Origin of the sequence: Pseudomonas sp. Snoq117.2 (genome assembly GCF_900110545.1) — a bacterium.
GTDB lineage: Bacteria > Pseudomonadota > Gammaproteobacteria > Pseudomonadales > Pseudomonadaceae > Chryseomonas > Chryseomonas benzopyrenica.
Window position 1 is genome coordinate 147,615 of the sequence record NZ_FOED01000004.1, and the last position, 22,872, is coordinate 170,486.

A 22,872-nucleotide genomic window follows, 5' to 3' on the forward strand; every position below is an offset into this window, starting at 1 on the left:
CCAACAGCCGGAGCACTACGTGGAAAACGCTGTGCGGTTTTCCCCTACGTCGTCCAACGCCCCGCGGCGTCTTGGTCGCTGGCACGCCCATCCACCCAGCGCGGGCCCTCGGATGTGTCCTCCTTCTTCCAGAAGGGTGCGCGGGTCTTGAGATAGTCCATCACGAAATTGCAGGCCTCGAAGGCCGCCTGGCGATGGGCGCTGGCGGTACCGACGAAGACGATGGGTTCGCCCGGCTCCAGGCGACCGATGCGATGCAGGATATCGACGTTAAGCAGCGGCCAGCGCTGATTCGCCTCTTCGACGATGCGCGCCAGGGCCTTCTCGGTCATGCCGGGAAAGTGCTCGAGGAACAGCCCGCCGACGTCGCGCCCAGCGTTGAAGTCCCGTACATAACCGACGAAACCCACCACGGCACCGATGCCGGTGTTGGCGGCATGCAGGGCATTGAGCTCCTGGCCAGGATCGAAAGCCGCAGCCTGTACACGAATGGCCATGCCTAGCCTCCGGTCACGGTGGGAAAGAAGGCGACTTCGTCGCCATCGCGCAGCGGCTCGGCCAGCCCGCAGAGTTCTTCATTGCGGGCGCACATGAGACCGCGCTCGCCCAGAGTCTCGGTCCAGATTCCACCGCGCTGGACCAGGTGCTCGCGCAGGTCGCCAACGGTGGCCAGATCAGGCTCCCAGGCCAGACTGTCCTCGGCGAGACCCAGCACCTCGCGATAGCGGGCGAAGAATTGCACGCGGATCATGCCGGCTGCTCCTTGGCGCGGAAGTGGCCACTCTTGCCGCCGTTCTTTTCCAGCAGGCGTACCGCCTCGATGGTCATGCCCCGATCGACCGCCTTGCACATGTCGTAAAGGGTCAGGGCCGCGACACTGGCTGCGGTCAGGGCCTCCATCTCCACCCCGGTCTGCCCGGACAGCTTGCAGGTGGCGGTGATCCGCACCGCATCGGGCGCTTCCGCGGCCAGCTGGACCTTGACGCCGGTCAGCATCAGCGGATGGCAGAGCGGGATGAGATCGGCGGTCTTCTTGGCCGCCTGGATGCCGGCGATACGGGCCACAGCGAAGACATCGCCCTTGGGGTGGCCGCCGCTCTGGATCAGGTCGAGGGTTTCCGGACGCATGCGCACCCGGGCTTCGGCGGTGGCTTCACGGAAGGTCACCTGCTTGTCGGTGACATCGACCATGTTGGCACGGCCTTGGGAATCGAGATGGGTCAGCACGGCATGACTCCTGGAAAGGACCTGCCATTGTAGACCTGCGGCTAGGGATTTGATCCCCGCCCGTGACCAGACGGGGATCGTGGGCTGTGTCTAAAAAGTGCCTGCGCTCGGTCATGCTGCGTTAACAATCCGTTCGGAATGCTCATTTACCACTCGTAAACTCCGCTTCCTCACGGATTTTTGCCTTGCCTGACCTTCGCTCGGCTACTTTTCAGACAAGCCCTAGCACTTACAGATGGGACTCTGCGTATTCGGCGAGGATGGACCGGGGTACGCCCTGCAGGGTGATGTGCACTCCGTGGTTGAAGCCCTTGAAGCGCTCGGACAGGTAGGTGAGACCCGAGCTGGTGGCGGAAAGGTAAGGCGTATCGATCTGCGCCAGGTTGCCCAGACAGATCACCTTGGAGCCGCTACCGGCGCGGGTGATGATGGTCTTCATCTGGTGTGGCGTGAGGTTCTGGCATTCGTCGATGAGGATCAGACTCTGCTGGAAGCTGCGACCGCGGATGTAGTTCAGCGATTTGAACTGCAACGGCACCTTGCTGAGGATGTAGTCCACGCTGCCGTGGGGGTTGTGGTCGTCCATGTGCAGGGCTTCGAGGTTGTCGGTGATGGCGCCCAGCCAGGGCTCCATCTTCTCGGCCTCGGTCCCGGGCAGGAAGCCGATGTCCTCGTCCAGGCCCTGGACGCTGCGGGTGGCGATGATCCGCCGGTATCTCTTGGTGACCATGGTCTGCTCGATGGCCGCGGCCAGCGCCAGGATGGTCTTGCCCGAACCCGCCGCACCGGTCAGGTTGACCAGGTGGATATCCGGCTCCAGCAGGGCGAACAGCGCCAGCGCTTGGTAGATGTCCCGCGGCTTCAGTCCCCAGGCTTCCTGGTGCATCAGGGGCTCCTGGTGCATGTCGAGCAGGATCACCTCGCCGTCACGCACCGCCTTGACCCAGCCGACGAAGCCCTGCTCGTCGAGCACGAAGTCATTGACGTTGAACGGCGGCATTTCGGCCGACAGCTGCACCCGGTGCCAGACCCGGCCCAGCTCCTGCCGGCTTTCCACCTTGCTCACGTTGTCCCAGAAGGACCCCGGCAGGTTGTGATAACCCTGGGACAGCAGGGAGACATCATCGAGCAACTGGTCGGTCTGGTAGTCCTCGGCGGCGATGCCGCAACCACGCGCCTTGAGGCGCATGTTGATGTCCTTGGTGACCAGCACCACCCGCTCCTGGGGATGCTGGGTGCGCAATTCGACGAGCTGGTTGATGATGCGGTTGTCGTTGATGTCGTCGGGCAGGCAGGCCATGGGGCCGGCGCGGCGGCCCATGAGGATGGACAGTCGCCCCTTGGCCTCGCCCTTGCCGCGGGGAATGGGTACGCCCCGCTCGACGTCCTCGGGCGAGGATTCGGCGAGCACGCTGTCGATCAGGCGGATCGCCTGCCGGCATTCGGCGGCAACGTTGTGCTTGCCGGTCTTGAGCTTGTCGAGTTCCTCCAGGACCGTCATGGGGATGGCGACGTGATGCTCCTCGAAATTGAGCAGCGCGTTGGGATCGTGGATCAGTACGTTGGTGTCGAGCACATAGAGGGTGGGCTGGGTGGGGCGGGAACGTCCGTGATCATCCATACTCGGTCACCTCGTAGAAACGCTTGACTCGCAAGCCTGTCGACGGAGCGCCAGAACGACGCTCCGCGGCGAAAGGTGCCGTCGCTCCAGCAGCGGGTTCACGGACCGGCCAACATGAGGGCACGGGACCCGAGAGATGCGACGGACACTTCGGTAATAACGCAAAAGACCTGAGGCACAAAAGCTTTTTTTGGCCGCATCCAATTTTTTTCACGGAGCTGTCGATGTTGCCGCCCGACCCGGCAACCTCGCCCCGAGACCGTGGTCAATACCTATCGACTCCATCGGCAAGGCCCACTGGAGCCGAGCGGCGGAGACTTCTAGAATGGCGCCTCGCCCAGAGGAGCCAAGCCGATGCTGATGGTGATTTCCCCCGCCAAGACGCTGGACTACAGCACACCGCCCAGCACGTCCCGCCATACCCTGCCGCAATACCTGGAGCACTCCCGCGAACTGATCGACGGACTTCGCCAGCTTGCCCCGGCAGAGGTCGCCGCGCTCATGGGGGTGTCCGACAAGATCGCCACCCTCAATGTCGCCCGCTTCGGCAGCTGGACCCCGGATTTCACGCCGGAGAATGCCAAGCAGGCGCTGCTGGCGTTCAAGGGTGACGTCTACACTGGGCTCGCCGCCGAGGATTTCCAGGAAGACGACTTCGATTTCGCCCAGCGCCACCTACGCATGCTGTCCGGTCTTTACGGCCTGCTGCGCCCGCTGGACCTGATGCAGCCCTATCGCCTGGAAATGGGCACCAAGTTCGCCAATCCGCGCGGCAAGGATCTCTATGCCTTCTGGAGCGAGCGTATCAGCGACTGGCTCAAGGCGGATCTCGCGGCCCAGGGGGACGACGTCCTGCTGAATCTGGCCTCGAACGAATATTTCAGCGCGGTGCGCCGGGCGCGCCTGCAGGCCCGCGTCGTGGATGTGGAATTTCGCGATCTCAAGAATGGCGACTACAAGATCATCAGTTTCTACGCCAAGAAGGCGCGCGGCCTGATGGCGCGGCACGTGATCAAGCAGCGCGTCTCCACGGTGGACGAGTTGCGCGAGTTCGGTGACCAGGGCTATCGCTACTCGACCGAGCGCTCCTCGGCCGACACGCTGGTGTTCCTGCGCGATACACCGCCGGATTAGCCGGGCGAATCGACGGATGGCACAATTGCCCGCATGCTGGGCCACCGAACTGGCTAGAGGGTCACATTCGACGCCTGCCATCCGTGAAAGACTGTCATCTCCCTCCAATAAAAAAGGTTTCAGCCCCGTAGCGGAGATGCTTCAGGCAAGAAAAGTTGCCAGACGTCTCAAAATCGCTGCCTTTCCGGAAAAAGGAAATTTTGCTGAGAACCACTTTCGTTTGATTCTGTCTTTGTCTGGTCCTTGCCCTAGGCCATGATGGCCAATGGCAATCAGTCCGCACGTTCAATTTGTACCGGTCGACGCTTCGGCCGGTTGATCTTTTCGAAGCATGGACGCTTCGTCCCGACCTCAGGGACAGCGGCCACAAATCAGCAGACGCTGAAGGAGTAACGCCCATGATTCCCGTCATCCTGTCCGGTGGTAGCGGCTCGCGACTCTGGCCCCTCTCGCGCAAGCTCTACCCCAAGCAGTTCCTGGCCCTGACCAGCGAACAGACCATGTTCCAGGAGACCATCAATCGCCTGGGCTGCGAGGGCAGCATCGATTGCCCCATCATCGTCTGCAACGCCGAACACCGCTACTTGGTGGAAGAGCAGCTCAAGGCCGTCGAGTGCAAGCCGCAGGCGCTGATCATGGAGCCCTTCGGTCGCAACACCGCGCCGGCCGTGGCCATCGCCGCCATGCAACTGGTCGCTGACGGCAAGGACGACCTGATGCTGGTGCTGCCCGCCGATCACGTGATCGAGGACGAAGCCCAGTTCAAGGCCGCCCTGCAACAGGCCGCCGCCGCCGCCGAGCGTGGCGAGATGGTGCTGTTCGGCATTCCGGCCACCGCGCCCGAGACCGGCTACGGCTACATCAAGACCGGTTCCAACGATGGCCTGCCCCAAGGCGTGTCCCACGTCGAGCGCTTCGTCGAGAAGCCCGACGCCGTCACCGCCACCGAATACGTGGCTTCCGGCGACTACTGCTGGAACAGCGGTATCTTCCTGTTCCGCGCCAGCCGTTTCCTGGAAGAACTGAAGAAGCACGACACCGACATCTATGACACCTGCCTGCTGGCGCTGGAGCGCAGCAGCATCGACGGCATCAACATCAGCATCGATGCCGCCACCTTCGCCGTCTGCCCGGACAACTCCATCGACTACGCCGTGATGGAAAAGACCACCCGTGCCTGCGTGGTACCCATGAGCGCCGGCTGGAACGATGTCGGCTCCTGGTCCGCGCTGTGGGACGTCCATGCCAAGGATAGCAACGGCAACGTCCTCAAGGGCGACGTCGTGCTGCATGACAGCCGTAATTGCCTGGTGCACGGCAACGGCAAGCTGGTGACCCTGGTCGGTCTGGACGACGTGGTCGTGGTGGAAACCAAGGACGCCGTCATGATCGCCCACAAGGACAAGGTCCAGGACGTCAAGAAGCTGGTCAACACCCTCGAGAAGCAGAATCGCAACGAGGTCAAGGCGCACCAGGAAGTCTTCCGTCCCTGGGGTTCCTACGACTCCATCGACATGGGCCAGCGCTTCCAGGTCAAGCGCATCACCGTCAAGCCGGGCGCTCAGCTGTCGCTGCAGATGCACCACCACCGTGCCGAGCACTGGATCGTGGTCTCCGGTACCGCCGAGGTCACCTGTGACGACAAGGTCTTCCTGCTGACCGAAAACCAGTCCACCTACCTGCCGATGACCTCCGTGCACCGCCTGGCCAACCCCGGCAAGGTACCGCTGGAGCTGATCGAAGTGCAGTCCGGTGGCTACCTGGGCGAAGACGACATCGTCCGCTTCGAAGACATCTACGGCCGCGTCGACACCCAGGCCCTGGAAGTCGCCAAGGCAGGCAAGGCGCCCACGCGCTAAGCACTGCCAACAGGCACCAAACAGACACCGGCTCAGGCCGGTGTCTGTGTTTTCGGCAGCCGCTCGGCAAAACGGGTTAGGCTTGTCGTTTCCCCTTTTCGCCATCGGATCCGCCGCATGACCGCTCCCACCCTGCTCCGCCTCGCTCAACTGGACGAGGCGCTGGCCGCCTACGACGGCTTCATCCTCGACCTCTGGGGCGTTCTGATCGACGGCTACGAGACCTTTCCCGGTGCCCGCGCCTGGCTGGAGCGTCGCGCCGCCGAGGGCAAGCCGGTGTGGTTCCTCAGCAATGCCTCCCGCGATGCAGACGGCATGGTCGAAGAGCTGGGCAAGCTGGGCGTGTCGCGCGACCTCTTCGCCGGCATCACCACCTCGGGCCAGTTGGCCATCGACGCCTTTCAGCAGGATCCGCAATTTCGCGAAGGCGGCATCTACCTGTCCGGCCCTGGCACCGGCCAGGTCGGCTGGCCCGCGGAGATCCGCGAGCGCTTCGTCGAGGATATCGACCAGGCCGCCATCATCCTCGGCGTCGGCAGCTTTCCGGAAGACGAGCTGGAGACCCGCTTCGCGCCCTTGGCGACTGCCCTGGACAAGCCTTTTCTCTGCGCCAACCCGGATCGTAACGTGGTGTCCGGGGGTCTACCCTTCTATGCGGCCGGCAAGCTGGCCGATCGTTTCGCCGCCCTGGGTGGCACGGTCACCTGGTATGGCAAGCCCGATCCCTATGCCTTCCATTGCGCGGCAGGGGCGCTGGCCGAACGGGGTGCCAGGCACCTGCTGTTCGTCGGCGACTCCCTGGTGACCGATGTGCCCGGTGCAGTGGCGGCAGGTATCGACTGCCTCTGGCTGGCCACCACCGGCATCCATCGCGAGGCACTCGGGCTGGGCTTCAACCAGGAGCCGACCCGCGAGGGTCTCGAGCCGCTGCTCAGGCAACATCCCGAGCGTCCGCGCTTCGCCGCGGCCGGTCTGGCCTAATCCTTTTCCGTACGCCGAGGTATCGATGAGCAAGAAGCACGTAATGGTCTTCAACCGCCTGCCCGAAGAACTGGTGGAGCGTCTGCGCCAGCACTTCACGGTCGAGGTGATCCCCTTCAGTGCCAACATCGACCTCTTTGCCGCCTCCGCGGCCAAGGCCCAAGGCCTGATCGGCGCCAGTCGCAAGCTCGGCGAGCAGGAACTGGAGATGGCCACCACCCTGGAAGCCATCGCCAGCGTTTCGGTCGGCTACGACAGCTATGACGTGGACTACCTGACCAAGCGCGGCATCCTGCTCACCAACACCCCTGACGTATTGACCGACACCACCGCCGACCTGGGCTTCACCCTGCTGATGAGCGCCGCCCGACGAGTGCCGGAGCTGGACGCCTTCGTCAAGGCCGGCCTCTGGCGCAAGGGCATCGGCGAAGAGCATTTCGGCACCGACATCCATGGCCGCACCCTGGGCATCGTCGGGGCCGGTCGCATCGGCGCCGCCATTGCCAAGCGTGGCCATTTCGGCTTCGACATGCCGATCCTCTACACCGCCAACAGCGCCAAGCCCGAGCTGGAAGAGCAGATGGGTGCCCAGCGCCGCGAGCTGGACGAGCTGCTCAGCGAAGCCGACTTCGTCTGCCTGGTGGTGCCCCTGTCGGCGGCCACCGAAGGACTCATAGGGGCACGCGAGTTGGGCCTGATGAAGTCCAGCGCCATCCTGATCAACCTGGCGCGCGGCCCGGTCATCGACGAGGCGGCGCTGATCGAGGCGCTGCGCAGTGGCCAGATCCGTGGCGCGGGCCTGGACGTCTATACCCGCGAACCGCTGGAGGCCTCGCCGCTGTTCGAGCTGCCCAATGTGGTGACCCTGCCGCACATCGGCTCGGCCACCCACGAGACCCGCTACGCCATGGCCGAACGCGCGGTAGACAACCTGATCGCTGCCCTCGAAGGCAAGCAGCCGACCGATCTGGTCAATCCGGCGGCCCTGGACCGCCGCTAGGCGCTGATCGCCCACCGCCAGCCCAGGCGGCGTGCCGTCCGGCCGCTTAAAGGCTATACTGCCGCGCCGCTCTCGGGTCGGCCGCCCTGGCCGGGTGGGCCTCTCTCAGTGTGTCAGGCCACCCCTCCGATCGGGCCCCTTCGCGGCCCGGTTCGTGCGACCCGAATTGCGCGCCCGTCTCGCCACCGCCCGTGGTCGAGACGCAAGAAACCGCCAAGAGGAGCGCGTACATGACCGTGATCAAGCAGGATGACCTGATCCAGAGCGTTGCCGACGCCCTGCAGTTCATCTCCTATTACCACCCCGTCGACTTCATCCAGGCCATGCACGAGGCCTATCTGCGCGAAGAATCCGCCGCCGCGCGCGACTCCATCGCCCAGATCCTGATCAACTCGCGGATGTGCGCCACCGGCCACCGGCCGATCTGCCAGGACACCGGCATCGTCACCGTCTTCGCCAAGGTCGGCATGGACGTGCGCTGGGACGGCGCCACCCTGAGCCTGGACGAGATGATCAACGAGGGCGTCCGTCGCGCCTACAACCTGCCGGAAAACGTCCTGCGCGCCTCGATCCTGGCCGACCCGGCCGGTGCCCGCAAGAACACCAAGGACAACACCCCGGCGGTGATCCACTACCAGATCGTGCCCGGCAACACCGTGGAGATCGACGTCGCGGCCAAGGGCGGCGGCTCCGAGAACAAGTCGAAGATGGCCATGCTCAACCCGTCCGACTCCATCGTCGACTGGGTGCTCAAGACCGTGCCGACCATGGGCGCCGGCTGGTGCCCGCCGGGCATGCTGGGCATCGGCATCGGCGGCACCGCCGAGAAGGCCGCGGTGCTGGCCAAGGAATCGCTGATGGACGAGATCGACATCCATGAGCTCAAGGCCCGCGGCCCGCAGAATCGCCTGGAAGAGTTGCGCCTGGAGATCTTCGACAAGGTCAACCAGCTGGGCATCGGCGCCCAGGGCCTGGGCGGCCTGACCACGGTGCTGGACGTCAAGATCAAGGATTACCCGACCCATGCCGCCTCCCTGCCGGTGTGCATGATCCCCAACTGCGCCGCCACCCGTCACGCCCACTTCGTGCTCGACGGCTCCGGCCCCGCCAGCCTGGAAGCCCCGCCGCTGGACGCCTATCCGGAAATCGTCTGGGAAGCCGGTCCGAGTGCCCGTCGCGTCGACCTCGACACCCTGACCCCGGAAGAGGTGCAGAGCTGGCAGCCCGGCGAGACCGTGCTGCTCAACGGCAAGATGCTCACCGGACGCGATGCCGCCCACAAGCGCATGGTCGACATGCTCAACAAGGGCGAGCCCCTGCCGGTGGACCTCAAGGGCCGCTTCATCTACTACGTCGGTCCAGTCGATCCGGTGGGCGACGAGGTGGTCGGCCCGGCCGGTCCTACCACGGCGACCCGCATGGACAAGTTCACCCGCCAGATCCTCGACCAGACCGGCCTGCTGGGCATGATCGGCAAGTCCGAGCGCGGTCCCATCGCCATTGAGGCGATCAAGGACCACAAGGCGGTGTACCTGATGGCCGTCGGCGGCGCCGCCTACCTGGTGGCACAGGCCATCAAGGGCGCCCAGGTGCTGGCCTTCCCGGAACTGGGGATGGAAGCCATCTATGAGTTCGAGGTGAAGGACATGCCGGTGACTGTGGCCGTGGACACCCGTGGCGAGTCGGTGCACATCACGGGTCCGCAGGTGTGGCAGAAGAAGATCGCCGACAGCCTGGCCGTCGAGATCTAGGTTCCGTCCCACGAAAAAGCCCAGCCCAGTGCTGGGCTTTTTTCATTCAGCGCCTGGGTTCCAGCACTTGCCACTGCTCCGGCCAGTCGCGACGGATGAACACCTGGCCATGGGTCCGCACCCGCTGCACCTCGTCCAGATCGAGGTCGGCATAGAGCCATTGGCTGACGTCTGGACAGAGTTCTGCGCTCTGGGCGATCACGCCGTCCGCAGGCATGCCACGATCCGGCGGGACGAAGAGGCCGGCCCGACCGACATTTTCGTCCAATGCCGGCGACCAGGGCGCCAAACCCACCGTCGGCGACTGCAAGACGGCGACCTGGTTCTCCAGCGCCCGGGCCTGGGCACCGATCCGCACCCGATGGAACCCGGCGACGGTATCGGTGCAACTCGGTACCAGGATCAGGTCCGCGCCCGCTTCGGCTAGGTGGCGGGCCAGCAGCGGGAATTCGCTGTCGTAGCAGATCAGGATGCCAAGACGCCCGAGGGCCGTATCGAATACTCGCAAGCCTTCGCGGCCGCTGGAGATGTTCCACTCTTCCCGCTCGAAGCGGGTCATCATCAGCTTGTCCTGATGGCCCAGGCAGCCCTCGGGACCGAACAGCCAGGCGCGATTGCGGTATTGGCCGTCGCTATCGAGGACGGGAAGCGAACCGGGCAACAGGTACAGCCGCAGCCGGCGCGCCAGGCTTTCACAGAGGTCGCGCCAAGCCGGAATCAGTGGCTGGATGCCGGCAATGGAGCCCTGCAGGTCGCTGCGCTCGTCGGGAGGCAGCTGGCCGCTGAGCACCAGGCCGGCGTATTCGGGCAGCAGCAGGAGTTGGCTACCTCTGGCGGCTGCGACCTCGCAGAGTTCTGTGAGGTGCGCGGCATAGGCGTCCCAGGTCTCCAGCAATTCGATGGCGTATTGGCAGGCGGCCAGGCGGATCATGGCAACTCCTTGAGCCAGAAGGTCATGGGTTTGGGCGATTCGGCCATCTCGTCGAGATCCTGCCAGAAGTAGTGGGTCAGCAATTTCGGATGCTCGACGAAGCCCTCGCCATGCCAGAGGCCGTGCAGAGGTCGATAACCTACTGGACGGCGCGGATGGTCGTCCGGGCGCTGCACGGCGCAGAAGGCGCACCAGGTGAAGCGCCCCAGTTGCCGGGCCCGCGCCTCGCGCTCGGCAAAGAAGCGCCGGCCGAATCCCTGGCCCCGATAGGCCGGCAGCAAGAGGGATTCACCGAAGTAGTAGATCCGTTCCACCGGCCAGCCCTGAGCGCGGAAGGGCTGCTGGAACTCCGCGGTCTCGTCCGCCAGCGGCAAGGCGGTCGCGGCGCCCACCACCCGCCCGGCATCGCGAACCAACACGCAAAGGCTGTCCGGCGCCTCCGCATAGGTCTGCAGATAGCGGGACTCGTAGTCCAGAGTGCCGTCGTAGAGATAGGGAAACTCGCGAAAGACCGCGATGCGCAATTCGGCAAGTTCGGGAATCAGCGGGGTGATGGCAGCGCCGTGGAGGAGTTGGATGTCCATGGACTCTTCTGGTTAAGCAGGAGACGTGAATGGCTATGTCGGCCTCGTAGCGGCACCCTACCATGTGCGGGCAAGGCCATTTTTTCGTCCACGACAGGAACCGCCATGACCACGACCGACCTCATCGACGCCTATTACGCCGCCTTCAATGCCGGCGACATGGACATCTTTCTGGAGTTGCTCACCGAGGATGTGGTCCACGACATCAACCAGGGCGAGCGTCAGGTGGGCAAGGCCGCCTTCGCGGCCTTCATGGCGCACATGAATCGCTGCTATCGCGAGCGCCTGACCGACCTGGTCGTCATGGCCGAACCCAGCGGGCGCCGCGCCGCCGCCGAATTCGTCATCCATGGCGAGTACCTGGCCAGCGACGAAGGCCTGCCGCCGGCCAGCGGCCAGACCTATCGCCTGCCGGTGGGGGCCTTCTTCGAGATCCGCGACGGCAAGGTGGCGCGGGTGACCAACTACTACAACCTCAACGACTGGATCGCCCAGGTCGGCGGCTGACGTCCGTCAGTTGACGGGAGCGCCGTCCCGTCGGCAGGGGTCGCATGGAAACCACCCCTGACCCAGGAGTTTCCATGCCCACCCTTCCCAGCGATTCCGTCTGCAGCCTGGCCCCCGTCTTCGCCATCCAGCCCGATCAGGTCGAGGCCTTCAAGCGCCTGGGCGAGGCCATGCTGCAGCGCACCCAGAGCGAACCCGGCTGCCTCTACTACGGTTTCTGCTACGACGGCGCCACGGCGCGTTGCCGCGAGGGCTACCGCGATGCCCAGGCGCTGCTGGCCCACCTGGACAACGTCGGCGATCTGCTGGAACAGGCCCAGGCCATCGCCACCCTGGAGCGCTTCGAGGTATTCGGCGCGGCCGATCAGCTGGAGCAGCTACGCGAGCCGCTGGCGGCGCTGAACGCCCGCTTCTTCGTCATGGCCGCAGGCTTCCGCCGCTAGCCTGGGGTGGCTTCTGCGGCGGCGCCAGACGCGGCAGCAGCACCTTGAGAATGCGCTTGCGGGTCGGCACCACCAGCCGCTCCTGGAACAGCACGCAAAGCACCACCACCGCCAGCAGGAACAGCCAATACCATTCGATGGAATTGGTATAGGCCCCGGCGGCGGCGATGCAGACCTCGCGATTACCGCTGAGACAGGCTTTAAGATCACCGCCGATCAGCTGCTCCAGGGTCATGTAGATGCCCGACAGGGGCACGTGCAGGGCGAACATCGACAGCGAGGCCGCGCCCAGCCGCGGCGACCAGTGGCGGATGCGCTCACTGGCCGGCTCCTGAGCCAGCGCGGCCAGGTAGACCAGGATCAGTTGCGACGGCAGGAACAGGCCGTTATGGAACAGGAAGTACCAGAACTTGGGCCCATGGGTGAACAGTGCCGTACCCAGGGCGAAGCTCAGGACCAGGTAGCTCGCCAAGAGCACCCGCTGCCGCTCCGACGGTGCCCAGCCTCGCTCGTACTGGCGGCGAAAGATGGCATACAGCAGGATGCCGGCGAGAAACTCCGGCAAACGGAACAAGGGCACCCGCTGCAGGAGGCCGGTGAAAGGCATGCCGTAGTTCTGGTTGGCGATCACCAGCAGCGGCGGGATCAGATAGAGCGCCCAGACCAGCAGCAACAGCTGCCAGGGACGTTCGCTGGTCATCAGCCGCGGTGCCAGCTTGGGAAAGGTCAGATAGAAGAAGAACAGCGCCGAGATCGACCAGAGCGGCGCATTGAAGGTGAGATAGTAGGGATTCCAGGCCTGCAGCATGAACAGTTGCAGCACGGCGTTGAAGGCCAGTTCCACGTTGGTCATGAAGTGCTGGAACAGCTCGGGGTTGGTCCGTGCCAGGGGCTCGTTGGTGTCGAACACCACGAAGCGGATGCTGGCCGTGGCTGCACCCGGCGGTATGCCGAGGCTGCCGATCCAGGTCACCACCGCCATCGCCAGCAGCAGCGCGAAGATATGGATCGGATAGAGGTTGGCGAACCTCTTGACCCAGAAGCTGCGCGCCGGCTCGCGCAGGCTGCCACGGCCGCAATAGACATGGGCGAGCAGAAAGCCGGAGAGCACGAAGAAGGTGCTAGTGGCGAAGAAGCCCATGCTGGTGATCTCGTCCAGCAGGGGGATGGTCTTGCGCTCGGGATAGAAATGGATGGTGTGGTAGACGACCACATAGAAACCCATCAGGAACCTGAGCCACTCCAGACCGATGAAGCGGTGTTTATCTAAAGTCTGCACTAAGGCGTTACTCGTCTGGCCTCGTCCGCGGGACGATGGGTCCGGCCTACTGCACCGGATCGGTTATGTTACCCGCACCTGACCACCGGGGCTGCTAACCGCGCCCCAGTACACCGATCACCAGGCGATCCAGCGAACCCCACAGCCACTCGCGCGCCCGTCGCCACCAGGGACGGCTGCGCCAGAATTCCAGGGTGATCTCGCGGCTCTGGGCGAAATCCTTGACGAAGCTGGCCGCCACCGCCTGGCTCAGACCGCGATCCACCGCCTCGACATTGGCCTCCAGGTTGAATCTCAGATTCCAGTGATCGAAATTGCAGGAGCCGACGCTGACCCAGTGGTCCACCAGCACCATCTTGGCGTGGATGAACCTGGGCTGGTATTCGTAAATGCGCACGCCCGCGCGCAACAGGCTGCGGTAGTAGCGCTGCCCGGCGAAGCGCACCGGTGGATTGTCGGTATGGCGACCGGTGAGCAACAGGCGCACGTCGACGCCACGCCGCGCCGCGCGCCGCAAGGCCCAGCGCACGCGCCAGGTCGGCAGAAAGTAGGGAGTGGCGAACCAGATGCGCTCCTGGCCACCCACCAGAGCGCGGATCAGCGCTTGCAGGATGTCGCGGTGCTGGCGGGCATCGGCATAGGCGACCCGGCCCTGCCCTTCCTGGGCAACGGGCGGCAGCGGTGGACGCTCGCGTCCCCGCCGCGGTCGCGGCTTCCAAGCACGGCGGCGACGGACCGCTTCCCATTGCCGCTCGAACAGGGCCAGCCAGTCCGCCACCAGCGGACCCTGGATACGCACCATCACCTCGTGCCAGTTGCAGTCGCTCTTGGCTGGATCCCAGAAGTCATCGGTCGCGCCGCTGCCACCGACAAAGGCCTCTTCGCCGTCGATGACGAAGATCTTGCGATGATCGCGGTGCAGGTTGTGCAAGCCATGGCCGAAGCGCACGGGATTGAAGAGCCGCAGCTCGGCGCCCGCCTCTTCCAGCTGGCGGCGCAAACCGGCGTCCATCCGCAGGGTACCGAAGCCGTCGAACAGGCAGCGCACCACGACGCCCCGACGGGCCGCCTCGGTCAGCGCCACGAGCAGCTGCTCGGAGCAACTGCCGGCTTCCACCAGATAGAGTTCGACATCGATCTGGCGACTGGCGCCAGCGATGGATTCGAGCATGGCCGGAAAGAACCGACCGCCGTCCACCAGCAATTCGAACCTGTTGTTTTCCCGCCATGGAAAGACGGCGCCCCGCATGCTTCCTACTCCGTGCCTGTGGCCATTGCATAAGAAGGCGCGGACGAAGGTTCGTTCAGTGGCGGTCGTGGTTTGGCTGGCGAGTGCCGGCCTGGGAAGTCTCGCCAGCCCTGGCACGCCGCCTGCCCGACGGCCTGCGCCGATGGACGGCGGCGCGCCTAGAGCGTCGGCTCGGGGCGCCGGGAGATCCAGTCCACCTGCTGCGGGAAGCGTCCGGTCAGCTCGGCGCTCAATGGCCGGGAAACCAGGAAGCCCTGCATGATCTCGCAGCCATGCTCAAGCAGCCAATCGCGCTGTTCCAGAGTCTCCACCCCTTCGGCGATGACCTCCAGATCCAGGTTGCGGCCCAGTTCGAGGATGGTGCTGACGATGGCGGCATCGCGCGAGGAATCCAGCATGTTGGCAATGAACAGCTGATCGATCTTGAGGGTATCCAGTTCGAAGTGACGCAGATAGGCCAGCGAAGAATAGCCGGTGCCGAAGTCGTCCACCGCGATACGCACGCCCAGCGCCCGCAGTTGTGACAGCTGCGCCCGGGTGTAGTCGATGTCGTGCATCAGCGCCGATTCGGTCACCTCGATTTCCAGCTGCTCGGGCCGCAGCTGGTGGGTCTCGATGATCTGGCGCAGACTCTCCGTCAGTTGCGGCATGCCGAATTGCACCGGGCTGAGGTTGATGCTCAGCAGCAGTTCGTCGCCATAGATCTCCTGCAGGGACTGCAGCTTGGTCGCGCCTTCGCGGAAGATCCAGTCACCGATGCGGTTGATCAGCCGGGTCTCTTCCAGCAGCGGGATGAAGACACTGGGCGAGACCTTGCCGGCCACCGTGTGCTCCCAGCGCAGCAACGCCTCGAAGCCACGCAGGCGACCGTCGCGCAGATAGACCTGCGGCTGGTAGGCGAGCACGAAATCCTTGTTGTCGATGGCATTGCGCACGCTTTCTTCGAGCATCAGCCGGGAACGGGCACGGCCATTCATTTCCGGCGAGAAGAAACGGTATTGCTGACGACCGCCACGCTTGGCCTCGTACATGGCGATGTCGGCCGAGCGCAACAGGCCGTCCACGGTGTGGCCGCAGTCGGGATAGCTGGCGATGCCGATGCTGGCGCCCAGGCTGACCTCCATGCCGTCGATGCGATGCACCGTGGCCAGCAACTCCAGCAGCTTCTCGGCGACCCGGGCGGCATCCTCGGGATGCTCCAGGGAATCGAGCAGTGCAGTGAATTCGTCACCGCCCATGCGCGCCAGGATGTCATAGGGCCGCATGCAACTCTTGAGCTGCTCGGCGACGATGCACAGCACCCGGTCACCCGCTTCGTGGCCGAGGGAATCGTTGATGCGCTTGAAGCCATCGAGATCGATGTAGAGCACGGCCATGCGCTTGCCGTTGCGACCGCTGCGCGCCAGCGCCGCTTCCAGCGTCTGGTTGAAGCCGCGGCGATTGAGCAGGCCGGTCAGGGCATCGGTGACGGCCTGGGATTCCAGTTGGTCCTGCAACTCGCGCATGCGCGACATGTCCAGGGCGATGATGACCATGGCCCGCTGCATACGTGGCAGCGGCGCGCAGGACAGCGCCACCGGCAGGCTGTCGCCGCGGTTGGTACGCAGGCGCGCGTCGTGCAGGCGATAGGTCTCGCGGCGGTCGTAGTGCTCCATGAAGGGCGAGGTCTGCCAGTCGTCGAGACCGCTGCCGCCTTCGAGGAAGTCGAGAAAATTGGCGTGTACCAGGTCGCTGACGCTGCATCTCAACATGCGAGCGATGGCGGCGTTGGCGAAGGTCACCCGACCCTGCTCGTTGACGGTGAGGATGCCCTCGGCGGCGTTGTCGAGCAGCGAGTCGCTGAACGACTTGGCTAGCTCCAGCTGCTGGGTGGCCTGCAGCAACTCGCGGCGATTGCGCTCGTGATCGAGCAGCGAGCGCACCTTGTGCCTGAGGATGTTGGGATCGACGGGCTTGAGCAGGTAGTCCACCGCACCGGTGGCATAGCCACGCAGCACCGATTCGTAGGAGTGGGCTTCAGCGGAGACGAAGATGATCGGCGTGAAGCGGGTGCGCAGGTTGCTGCGCATGATGCGCGCCACCTCGAAGCCGTCCATGATCGGCATCTGGACGTCGAGCAGGACCAGGTCCACGGTTTCGTCCAGCAGGTATTGCAGGGCGCGCTCACCCGAGGCGGCGGTGATCACCCGCCAGTTCCCGACCTCCAGCACGGCCTGCATGGCGAACAGGTTCTCCTGACGATCGTCGACCACCAGCAACACCGGGCCTTGTTCTGTCTGCGGCAACGGGCACTCCATCAAGCCTCTTCTCCCCGCGGCGTCTGCCGCCGTGCAGCAGCCATGCGCGGCTGGCTACCCCTTCCCTTCGTGTCCGTTATGCGATGTGTCGCTCCAACCCTACTAGCGTAGCAGCCGGACAGGCACCTGCCGCCTGCAATTTGCCAGGAGGGGGCCTTCGCGACGTCTATCAGAGCGCAAAATGAAAAAGCAGTTTCCGCAACCCTTCACCAAGGTGCGGAAACTGCGGGTCGCGGGCGACGAGCGGTTGTTACTGCGCGGGGGTGCCAGTAGCACCGGGCAGGGGACGCAGATTGACCTCGACGCGGCGATTCTGCGCCCGACCATCGGCGGTGGCATTGCTGGCGATGGGCGCATCGGGACCGGCGCCACGGGTGCTGAGCCGCGCCGTGGGTACGCCCTGGGCGGTCAGGTAGCCGGCGACATTCTGGGCGCGGCGCTGGGACAACTCGACATTGTGGGCGCGGCTGCCGGTGCTGTCGGTGTAGCCGACGATTTCGATGCTGTTCTGATCGAACTGCTTGAAGGAATTGGCTAGGTCGTTCAGCGGCTTGTAGAAGCTGTTGGCGATATCGGCGGAATCGGTGGCGAAGGTGATGTTGCCCGGCATGATCAGCTTGATGTCATCGCCCTGACGCTGCACCTCGACACCGGTGTTTTCCATCTGCCGACGCAATTCGGCTTCCTGGCGATCGGCGTAGTAACCGTAGCCGGCAGCGGCTGCGCCCACCGCAGCGGCGCCGATCAGCGCGCCCTTGCCTCGGTGATTGTGATCGATGGCGGCACCGGCGACGGCACCGGCCAAGGCACCCAGGCCGCCGTACTTGGCGGTCTTGGAGGTACCACCGCTGACCTGACCCTGATTTTCGTAGGGATTGGGGGATGCGCATCCAGCCAGGGTGGCCAGGGCCAGGCTGGCGAGAAGGATACGGGTGGGCAGCGCCATGTCTTTACTCCTTGAAATCCATCGCGGCGGACAGGGCCGCTCCTGGCAATTCTAGCTATGTGATCTGAATCGCAACTGAACGAGGCGGTAGCCACGGACACTTATCGCGATAGTGAGCCTCTAAGCCCACGATAGCCAGAATTGAAGATAGATAGCTTGCATATCGATTTTTTGCGATCTAAGGTTCGATAGAACCCAATATGACGATACGACCGCAATGGACGAGATCCTCAAGGCCCTGGCTAATCCCCTGCGTTGTCAGATCCTGGGCTGGCTGCGTGATCCCCAGCAGTATTTTCCGCACCAGGAACACGACCTGGGGACGGGCGTCTGCGCCGGGCAGATCGAGGCACGCGCCGGCCTGTCGCAGTCCACGGTCTCGGCGCATCTGGCCGTATTGACCCGTGCCGGCCTGGTCACCACGCGGCGCATCGGCCAATGGGTGTTCTACCAACGCGACGAGGCCGCCATTCAGGCCTTTCTGCAACGTCTCGCTCGCGAACTCTAGTCTGCAAGGAATCCTGATGCCCGCTTCCCTCATCGTGCTGGCGCTGAGCGCTTTCGCCATCGGCACCACCGAATTCGTCATCATGGGGCTGCTGCCCAATGTCGCCGCCGATCTCGGCGTGTCCATCCCTAGCGCCGGCTGGCTGGTCACCGGCTATGCCCTGGGTGTGGCCGTCGGCGCGCCCTTCATGGCGCTGGCCACGGCCCACTGGCCGCGCAAGCGCGCCCTGCTCGCCCTGATGGGCATCTTCATCGTCGGCAACCTGCTCTGCGCGGTGGCCAGTGGCTACAACATGCTGATGCTGGCCCGGGTGGTCACGGCGCTCTGCCACGGTGCCTTCTTTGGCATTGGCGCCGTGGTGGCCGCGAGCCTGGTGCCGGAGAATCGCCGCGCCTCGGCGGTGGCCCTGATGTTCACCGGCCTGACCCTGGCCAATGTGCTGGGCGTGCCCTTGGGCACCGCCCTCGGCCAGGCCGCCGGCTGGCGTTCGACCTTCTGGGCGGTGGTGGCGATCGGCGTGGTCGCCCTGATCGGTCTCTGGCGGGTCCTACCCACCGATCGCAACCAGCCGCGCGCCGATCTGCGCCGGGAGTTGCTCGCCCTGCGCGGCCTGGGCTTCTGGTTGGCGCTGTCGATGACAGTGTTCTTCGCGGCCTCCATGTTCGCCCTCTTCACCTATGTCGCGCCGCTGCTGCAGGAGGTCACCGGCGTCTCGCCCCGTGGCGTCACCGGCACCCTGCTGTTGATCGGCCTGGGCCTGACCCTGGGCAACTTCATCGGCGGTCGGCTGGCCGACTGGCGCCTGGCCACCAGCCTGGTGGGCATCTTCGTCGCCCTGGCGCTGACCTCCGCCGCCCTGCGCTGGACCGGCCAGGCCTTCCTGCCCGCCGAGATCACCCTCTTCCTATGGGCCGCGGCCGCCTTCGCCGCCGTACCGGCCCTGCAGATCAACGTGGTCACCTTCGGCAAGGACGCGCCGAATCTGGTCTCGACCCTCAACATTGGCGCCTTCAACGTGGGCAACGCCCTCGGCGCCTGGGTCGGTGGCCTGGTGATCGATCACGGTCTGGGTCTTACCGCGGTACCCCTCGCCGCCAGCGGGCTCGCCCTGCTGGCCCTTATCGCCACCCTGCTGACCGCCAGCCAGGCCCGCAAGAGCGGCCTGGCGACCGCCAGCTAATCAAGAGAGCTAGCCATGACTCAGCTGTTCGAGCCGATCAAGATCGGCGCCCTGGAACTGCCCAACCGCGTCATCATGGCGCCCCTCACCCGCTGCCGCGCCGAACCGGGCCGGGTTCCGGGCGATCTGATGGTCGAGTACTACGTGCAACGCGCATCCGCCGGCCTGATCATCACCGAGGCTACCTCGGTAGATCCCATGGGCGTGGGTTATCCCGACACCCCCGGCATCTGGTCCGACGCCCAGGTGGCCGGCTGGCAACGGGTGACCACTGCCGTACACAAGGCCGGTGGCCGCATCGTGCTGCAACTCTGGCATGTGGGCCGCATCTCCGACCCCCGCTACCTCGACGGCGAACTGCCGGTGGCGCCGAGCGCCATCGCCGCCCAGGGCCACGTCAGCCTGCTGCGCCCCAAGCGTGACTATGTCACCCCGCGGGCACTGGAAACCGCCGAGATCCCCGGTATCGTCGCCGCCTATCGCCATGGCGCCGAGAACGCCAAGCGCGCCGGCTTCGATGGCGTCGAGGTCCATGGGGCCAACGGCTATCTGCTTGACCAGTTCCTGCAGAGCGACACCAACCAGCGCACCGACAACTATGGTGGCTCCATCGAGAATCGCGCTCGGCTGCTGCTGGAAGTGACCGATGCCTGCATCGACGTCTGGGGCGCCGATCGCGTCGGCGTACACCTGTCCACCCGTGGCGACATGCACACCATGGGCGACAGCGACCCCGCCGCCACCTTTGGCCATGTCGCCCGCGAACTGGGCCAGCGCCAGGTCGCCTTCATCTGCATTCGCGAAGCGGCCGGCAGCGACAGCCTGGGCCCGGACCTCAAGGCGGCCTTCGGCGGCGTCTACATCGCCAACGAGAAATTCGACAAGGCCAAGGCCAATGCCTGGCTGGACGAAGGCAAGGCCGATGCCGTGGCTTTCGGCGTGCCCTTCATCGCCAACCCGGACCTGCCGCAACGCCTGGAGCAGGATGCCGCGCTGAACGAGCCGCACCCGGATACCTTCTACAGCAAGGGGCCGGTAGGCTACATCGACTATCCGCGGCTGTAATCAGCCCCGTCGATAGGAAAAGCCCGCCGATTGGCGGGCTTTTTCATGGGGATTCAGGTTTATCGCGGCCATGGGCCGCTCCTACGGTAATGTCTGAACCTGTAGGAGCGACTGCATCGGCGGACCGTCATGGCAGTGATGCCCCTAACGTCCCGGCATCAACCGTAGGTTGGGCTGAGACGGTTTTATCGTCGAAGCCCAACAGTCATGGGCACGGCCCACCCATGTTGGGGTTCGCTGCGCTCAGCGCCAACCTACGTCAGGAGCCGTAGGTTGGGTTGAGACGGCTCCATCGTCGAAGCCCAACAGGCACGAGCACAGTGCCTCCCTGTTAGGCTTCGCTGCGCTCAGCGCCAACCTACGTCAGGAACCGTAGGTTGGGTTGAGACGGCTCCATCGTCGAAGCCCAACAGGCACGAGCACGGTGCACCCCTGTTGGGCTTCGCTGCGCTCAGCGCCAACCTACGTCAGGTACCGCAGGTTGGGTTGAGACGGTTTCATCGTCTAAGCCCCACAGTCACGAGCACGGACCATTCATGTTGGGCTTCGCTGCGCTCAGCGCCAACCTACGTCAGGAGTCGTAGGTTGGGTTGAGACGGCTCCATCATCGAAGCCCAACAGGCACGAGCACAGTGCCTACCTGTTGGGCTTCGCTGCGCTCAGCGCCAACCTACGCCGGTGTAGCCCAGAACGCGCGGATCGCCGCCACGCCCTGGGCGCCGGCCTGCCAGGCGCCGGTGAGGTCGGCATCGCCCAGCCCTCCCAGCAGATAGGCCGGCAGGTTGCAGTCGGCCAGCAGTTGCTGGGCCTTGACCCAGCCCAAGGTCGGGGCGCCGGGGTGGCTGGCGGTGGGCATCACCGGCGACAGAGTGACGAAATCCACCCCCATCTGCTGAGCCAGGGCCAGTTCTTCGGCGTCGTGGCAGGAGGCCGCCAGCAGGCGCTGTTCCGGAAAGGGTCGCCCATTGGGCGCATAGCGACGCAACTGCTCGGCGGTCAGGTGCCAGCCGGCCGCGGGGAAGTCGCCCAGCCACTCCAGCGGGCCCTTGAGCATCAGCTGGGCGCGGCCGGTGCAGAGCCCCTGGACGTCGCCGGCCAGGTCGCGGTACTGGGGATCGAAGTTGTCCGGCGTGCGCAGCTGGACCAGGCGGATGCCGCTGTCCAGCGCTCGATGCAGGCCGTTGAGCAACTCCGCGGTGGTCAGCTCGCCGGGGGTGATGAGATAGCGGTCTGGTAGCCGCGCCGCCTGGACGATGGGTCGGTTGGCTGCGGGAAAGTCATAGTCGAGCAGCGCGCGCGGGGCGACCCAGGTCAAGGGCTGGCCCTCGGCGCCGTGGGCCTTCCCGGTGAAGGCGTCCACCTGCCAGACGTCCAGCAGCACCGCCTGGTCGGGATAGTCGTGGCGGACCTGCAACAGCGGGCGGGCCGCAGTCACCCTGATGCCCAGCTCCTCGGCCAGCTCGCGTTCGAGCGCTACGGCCGGGGCCTCACCGGCCTCGACCTTGCCCCCCGGAAATTCCCAGAGTCCGCCCTGGTGCTTGTGCGCCGGACGCTGGGCGATAAGGATCTGCCCCTGGGGATCGCGAATCACCGCGGCAACCACATGCAGACGAGTCATGCGCTCTGCTCCTCCGTTTCAGCCTCCGCCAACCAGCGCTGGAAGGCCGGCCAGGCGTAGATGGTTTCGACATAGGCGGCCGCCTCGGCCGACAGCTCCACGCCGTAGCTGCGGAAGCGACTGGCGACCGGCGCATAGAAGGCATCGGCGATGGTCGGCGTGCCGAACAGATAAGGGCCCTGCTGGCAATAGCGCTCGCGGCATTCGCGCCACAGGCGCTGGATGCGCTGGATGTCTTCCACCGCCTCGGCGGTGGTCGACTTCAGCCGCTGGCGGCGACGCAGGTCCATGGGCAGCTCGCGGCGCAGGGCCAGGAAGCCACTGTGCATCTCGGCGCACAGCGCCCGGGCATGGGCGCGGGCCAGGGTGTCCGTCGGCCACAGCCCGGCATCGGGATAGGCCTCGGCGAGATACTCGACGATGGCCAGGGAATCCCAGATGGTGCCCTCGGCCAGTTTGAGCACCGGCACCTTGCCGGTCGGTGACTGGGCCTTGAGCAAGGCGCGGCTGTTGGGGGTATAGAGCGGAATCGCCACCTCTTCAAAGGCAGCGCCGCTGAGCTCCATGGCCAGCCAGGCGCGTAGCGACCAGGAGGAGAAGTTCTTGTTGCCGATCACGAGTTGCAACTGGGACATGCGGGGATTCCTCGAAACGATGCGGCCCGCGAGGACCGCCGCAGGCGCCCGTCGGTG

21 protein-coding genes and 1 pseudogene are annotated in these 22,872 nt (G+C 65.1%); 10 read left to right on the forward strand and 12 right to left on the reverse strand.

The annotated features are described in order from the left end of the window. Positions 1 to 44 precede the first annotated feature (44 nt). The 4 genes from moaE to BMZ43_RS12565 all read right to left on the reverse strand — a co-directional run bounded on the left by moaE (position 45) and on the right by BMZ43_RS12565 (position 2,848). The gene (gene moaE, locus BMZ43_RS12550; RefSeq protein ID WP_064309232.1) at positions 45 to 497 is read right to left on the reverse strand and encodes a molybdopterin synthase catalytic subunit MoaE; all 453 of its coding nucleotides are present in this window, start codon (positions 495 to 497) and stop codon (positions 45 to 47) included. A 2-nt stretch (positions 498 to 499) separates the two neighbouring features. After that, positions 500 to 751: a MoaD/ThiS family protein gene (locus BMZ43_RS12555; RefSeq protein ID WP_017639126.1), complete on the reverse strand. Its 252-nt coding sequence runs from the start codon at positions 749 to 751 to the stop codon at positions 500 to 502. Beyond that, positions 748 to 1,227, reverse strand: coding sequence for a cyclic pyranopterin monophosphate synthase MoaC (gene moaC, locus BMZ43_RS12560; RefSeq protein WP_017639125.1), 480 nt, complete (start codon positions 1,225 to 1,227; stop codon positions 748 to 750). Before moaC ends, BMZ43_RS12555 begins: the two co-directional genes overlap by 4 nt. A gap of 229 nt (positions 1,228 to 1,456) precedes the next feature. Further along, positions 1,457 to 2,848 (reverse strand): PhoH family protein, encoded by a 1,392-nt coding sequence (locus BMZ43_RS12565; RefSeq protein WP_017639124.1) that lies wholly within the window; start codon positions 2,846 to 2,848, stop codon positions 1,457 to 1,459. Positions 2,849 to 3,202: 354 nt separating this feature from the next. On the opposite strand from BMZ43_RS12565, the gene yaaA reads away from it, so the two are divergent. From yaaA to BMZ43_RS12595, 5 genes are all read left to right on the forward strand, one after another. After that, complete coding sequence (yaaA, locus tag BMZ43_RS12570; protein WP_093254050.1) at positions 3,203 to 3,982, forward strand: peroxide stress protein YaaA; 780 nt, start codon at positions 3,203 to 3,205, stop codon at positions 3,980 to 3,982. A 398-nt stretch (positions 3,983 to 4,380) separates the two neighbouring features. Next, entirely contained in the window at positions 4,381 to 5,841 is a 1,461-nt protein-coding gene (locus BMZ43_RS12575) for a mannose-1-phosphate guanylyltransferase/mannose-6-phosphate isomerase (RefSeq protein ID WP_093254052.1), read from the forward strand. Between the two features lie 117 nt (positions 5,842 to 5,958). Beyond that, entirely contained in the window at positions 5,959 to 6,822 is an 864-nt protein-coding gene (locus BMZ43_RS12580) for a TIGR01459 family HAD-type hydrolase (protein WP_017639121.1), read from the forward strand. 25 nt (positions 6,823 to 6,847) lie between these two features. Continuing rightward, on the forward strand, positions 6,848 to 7,822 hold the full coding sequence (locus BMZ43_RS12585; protein WP_093254054.1) for a 2-hydroxyacid dehydrogenase: 975 nt from the start codon (positions 6,848 to 6,850) through the stop codon (positions 7,820 to 7,822). A gap of 230 nt (positions 7,823 to 8,052) precedes the next feature. Next, positions 8,053 to 9,573, forward strand: coding sequence for a fumarate hydratase (locus tag BMZ43_RS12595; RefSeq protein ID WP_093254056.1), 1,521 nt, complete (start codon positions 8,053 to 8,055; stop codon positions 9,571 to 9,573). 46 nt (positions 9,574 to 9,619) lie between these two features. On the opposite strand, the gene BMZ43_RS12600 is transcribed toward BMZ43_RS12595, so the two are convergent. Together BMZ43_RS12600 and BMZ43_RS12605 are read right to left on the reverse strand one after the other, a co-directional pair. Next, positions 9,620 to 10,504, reverse strand: a complete 885-nt coding sequence (locus BMZ43_RS12600) for a carbon-nitrogen hydrolase family protein (RefSeq protein ID WP_093254058.1) — start codon at positions 10,502 to 10,504, stop codon at positions 9,620 to 9,622. Beyond that, positions 10,501 to 11,088: a GNAT family N-acetyltransferase gene (locus BMZ43_RS12605; protein ID WP_017639116.1), complete on the reverse strand. Its 588-nt coding sequence runs from the start codon at positions 11,086 to 11,088 to the stop codon at positions 10,501 to 10,503. Before BMZ43_RS12605 ends, BMZ43_RS12600 begins: the two co-directional genes overlap by 4 nt. 105 nt (positions 11,089 to 11,193) lie before the next feature. Here BMZ43_RS12605 and BMZ43_RS12610 point away from each other — a divergent pair, with 105 nt between their 5' ends. Continuing rightward, positions 11,194 to 11,595, forward strand: a complete 402-nt coding sequence (locus tag BMZ43_RS12610; RefSeq protein WP_017639115.1) for a ketosteroid isomerase-related protein — start codon at positions 11,194 to 11,196, stop codon at positions 11,593 to 11,595. Positions 11,596 to 11,669: 74 nt separating this feature from the next. Then, entirely contained in the window at positions 11,670 to 12,038 is a 369-nt protein-coding gene (locus BMZ43_RS12615; RefSeq protein ID WP_017639114.1) for a putative quinol monooxygenase, read from the forward strand. Here the strand turns inward: BMZ43_RS12615 and BMZ43_RS12620 are convergent. From BMZ43_RS12620 to BMZ43_RS12635, 4 genes and pseudogenes are all read right to left on the reverse strand, one after another. Then, positions 12,013 to 13,317 (reverse strand): acyltransferase family protein, encoded by a 1,305-nt coding sequence (locus BMZ43_RS12620; RefSeq protein ID WP_026083613.1) that lies wholly within the window; start codon positions 13,315 to 13,317, stop codon positions 12,013 to 12,015. The genes BMZ43_RS12615 and BMZ43_RS12620 overlap by 26 nt on opposite strands. Positions 13,318 to 13,411: 94 nt before the next feature. After that, positions 13,412 to 14,566 carry a phospholipase D-like domain-containing protein gene (locus BMZ43_RS12625; protein WP_093254060.1) on the reverse strand — a complete coding sequence of 385 codons (1,155 nt, stop codon included), beginning with the start codon at positions 14,564 to 14,566 and terminating at the stop codon, positions 13,412 to 13,414. Between the two features lie 158 nt (positions 14,567 to 14,724). Next, positions 14,725 to 16,863: a putative bifunctional diguanylate cyclase/phosphodiesterase gene (locus BMZ43_RS12630; protein WP_173150037.1), complete on the reverse strand. Its 2,139-nt coding sequence runs from the start codon at positions 16,861 to 16,863 to the stop codon at positions 14,725 to 14,727. Between the two features lie 250 nt (positions 16,864 to 17,113). Beyond that, positions 17,114 to 17,859, reverse strand: a pseudogene (locus tag BMZ43_RS12635) (OmpA family protein). A 167-nt stretch (positions 17,860 to 18,026) separates the two neighbouring features. Here BMZ43_RS12635 and BMZ43_RS12640 point away from each other — a divergent pair. Genes BMZ43_RS12640 through BMZ43_RS12650 form a run of 3 tightly spaced genes read left to right on the forward strand, consistent with a single transcriptional unit; the run spans position 18,027 to position 20,562 of the window. Beyond that, the gene (locus tag BMZ43_RS12640; protein ID WP_068382959.1) at positions 18,027 to 18,317 is read left to right on the forward strand and encodes an ArsR/SmtB family transcription factor; all 291 of its coding nucleotides are present in this window, start codon (positions 18,027 to 18,029) and stop codon (positions 18,315 to 18,317) included. Positions 18,318 to 18,333: 16 nt separating this feature from the next. Then, positions 18,334 to 19,497, forward strand: coding sequence for an MFS transporter (locus tag BMZ43_RS12645; RefSeq protein ID WP_017639108.1), 1,164 nt, complete (start codon positions 18,334 to 18,336; stop codon positions 19,495 to 19,497). A 15-nt stretch (positions 19,498 to 19,512) separates the two neighbouring features. Continuing rightward, positions 19,513 to 20,562 carry an alkene reductase gene (locus BMZ43_RS12650; protein WP_093254064.1) on the forward strand — a complete coding sequence of 350 codons (1,050 nt, stop codon included), beginning with the start codon at positions 19,513 to 19,515 and terminating at the stop codon, positions 20,560 to 20,562. A gap of 670 nt (positions 20,563 to 21,232) precedes the next feature. On the opposite strand, the gene BMZ43_RS12655 is transcribed toward BMZ43_RS12650, so the two are convergent. Then, a complete protein-coding gene (locus BMZ43_RS12655; protein ID WP_017639106.1) occupies positions 21,233 to 22,180 on the reverse strand; it encodes a Nudix family hydrolase in 948 nt (315 codons plus the stop codon). Beyond that, a complete protein-coding gene (locus BMZ43_RS12660) occupies positions 22,177 to 22,815 on the reverse strand; it encodes a glutathione S-transferase family protein (protein ID WP_093254065.1) in 639 nt (212 codons plus the stop codon). Before BMZ43_RS12660 ends, BMZ43_RS12655 begins: the two co-directional genes overlap by 4 nt. Positions 22,816 to 22,872 lie beyond the last annotated feature (57 nt).

Excerpts from the sequence above, each read along its gene's own strand:
- moaE (WP_064309232.1), bottom strand. The coding sequence starts at position 497 with ATGGCCATTCGTGTACAGGCTGCGGCTTTCGATCCTGGCCAGGAGCTC.
- BMZ43_RS12555 (WP_017639126.1), bottom strand. The coding sequence starts at position 751 with ATGATCCGCGTGCAATTCTTCGCCCGCTATCGCGAGGTGCTGGGTCTC.
- BMZ43_RS12565 (WP_017639124.1), bottom strand. The coding sequence starts at position 2,848 with ATGGATGATCACGGACGTTCCCGCCCCACCCAGCCCACCCTCTATGTG.
- yaaA (WP_093254050.1), top strand. The coding sequence starts at position 3,203 with ATGCTGATGGTGATTTCCCCCGCCAAGACGCTGGACTACAGCACACCG.
- BMZ43_RS12575 (WP_093254052.1), top strand. The coding sequence starts at position 4,381 with ATGATTCCCGTCATCCTGTCCGGTGGTAGCGGCTCGCGACTCTGGCCC.
- BMZ43_RS12580 (WP_017639121.1), top strand. The coding sequence starts at position 5,959 with ATGACCGCTCCCACCCTGCTCCGCCTCGCTCAACTGGACGAGGCGCTG.
- BMZ43_RS12585 (WP_093254054.1), top strand. The coding sequence starts at position 6,848 with ATGAGCAAGAAGCACGTAATGGTCTTCAACCGCCTGCCCGAAGAACTG.
- BMZ43_RS12595 (WP_093254056.1), top strand. The coding sequence starts at position 8,053 with ATGACCGTGATCAAGCAGGATGACCTGATCCAGAGCGTTGCCGACGCC.
- BMZ43_RS12600 (WP_093254058.1), bottom strand. The coding sequence starts at position 10,504 with ATGATCCGCCTGGCCGCCTGCCAATACGCCATCGAATTGCTGGAGACC.
- BMZ43_RS12605 (WP_017639116.1), bottom strand. The coding sequence starts at position 11,088 with ATGGACATCCAACTCCTCCACGGCGCTGCCATCACCCCGCTGATTCCC.
- BMZ43_RS12610 (WP_017639115.1), top strand. The coding sequence starts at position 11,194 with ATGACCACGACCGACCTCATCGACGCCTATTACGCCGCCTTCAATGCC.
- BMZ43_RS12615 (WP_017639114.1), top strand. The coding sequence starts at position 11,670 with ATGCCCACCCTTCCCAGCGATTCCGTCTGCAGCCTGGCCCCCGTCTTC.
- BMZ43_RS12625 (WP_093254060.1), bottom strand. The coding sequence starts at position 14,566 with ATGCGGGGCGCCGTCTTTCCATGGCGGGAAAACAACAGGTTCGAATTG.
- BMZ43_RS12630 (WP_173150037.1), bottom strand. The coding sequence starts at position 16,863 with ATGGAGTGCCCGTTGCCGCAGACAGAACAAGGCCCGGTGTTGCTGGTG.
- BMZ43_RS12640 (WP_068382959.1), top strand. The coding sequence starts at position 18,027 with ATGGACGAGATCCTCAAGGCCCTGGCTAATCCCCTGCGTTGTCAGATC.
- BMZ43_RS12645 (WP_017639108.1), top strand. The coding sequence starts at position 18,334 with ATGCCCGCTTCCCTCATCGTGCTGGCGCTGAGCGCTTTCGCCATCGGC.
- BMZ43_RS12650 (WP_093254064.1), top strand. The coding sequence starts at position 19,513 with ATGACTCAGCTGTTCGAGCCGATCAAGATCGGCGCCCTGGAACTGCCC.
- BMZ43_RS12655 (WP_017639106.1), bottom strand. The coding sequence starts at position 22,180 with ATGACTCGTCTGCATGTGGTTGCCGCGGTGATTCGCGATCCCCAGGGG.
- BMZ43_RS12660 (WP_093254065.1), bottom strand. The coding sequence starts at position 22,815 with ATGTCCCAGTTGCAACTCGTGATCGGCAACAAGAACTTCTCCTCCTGG.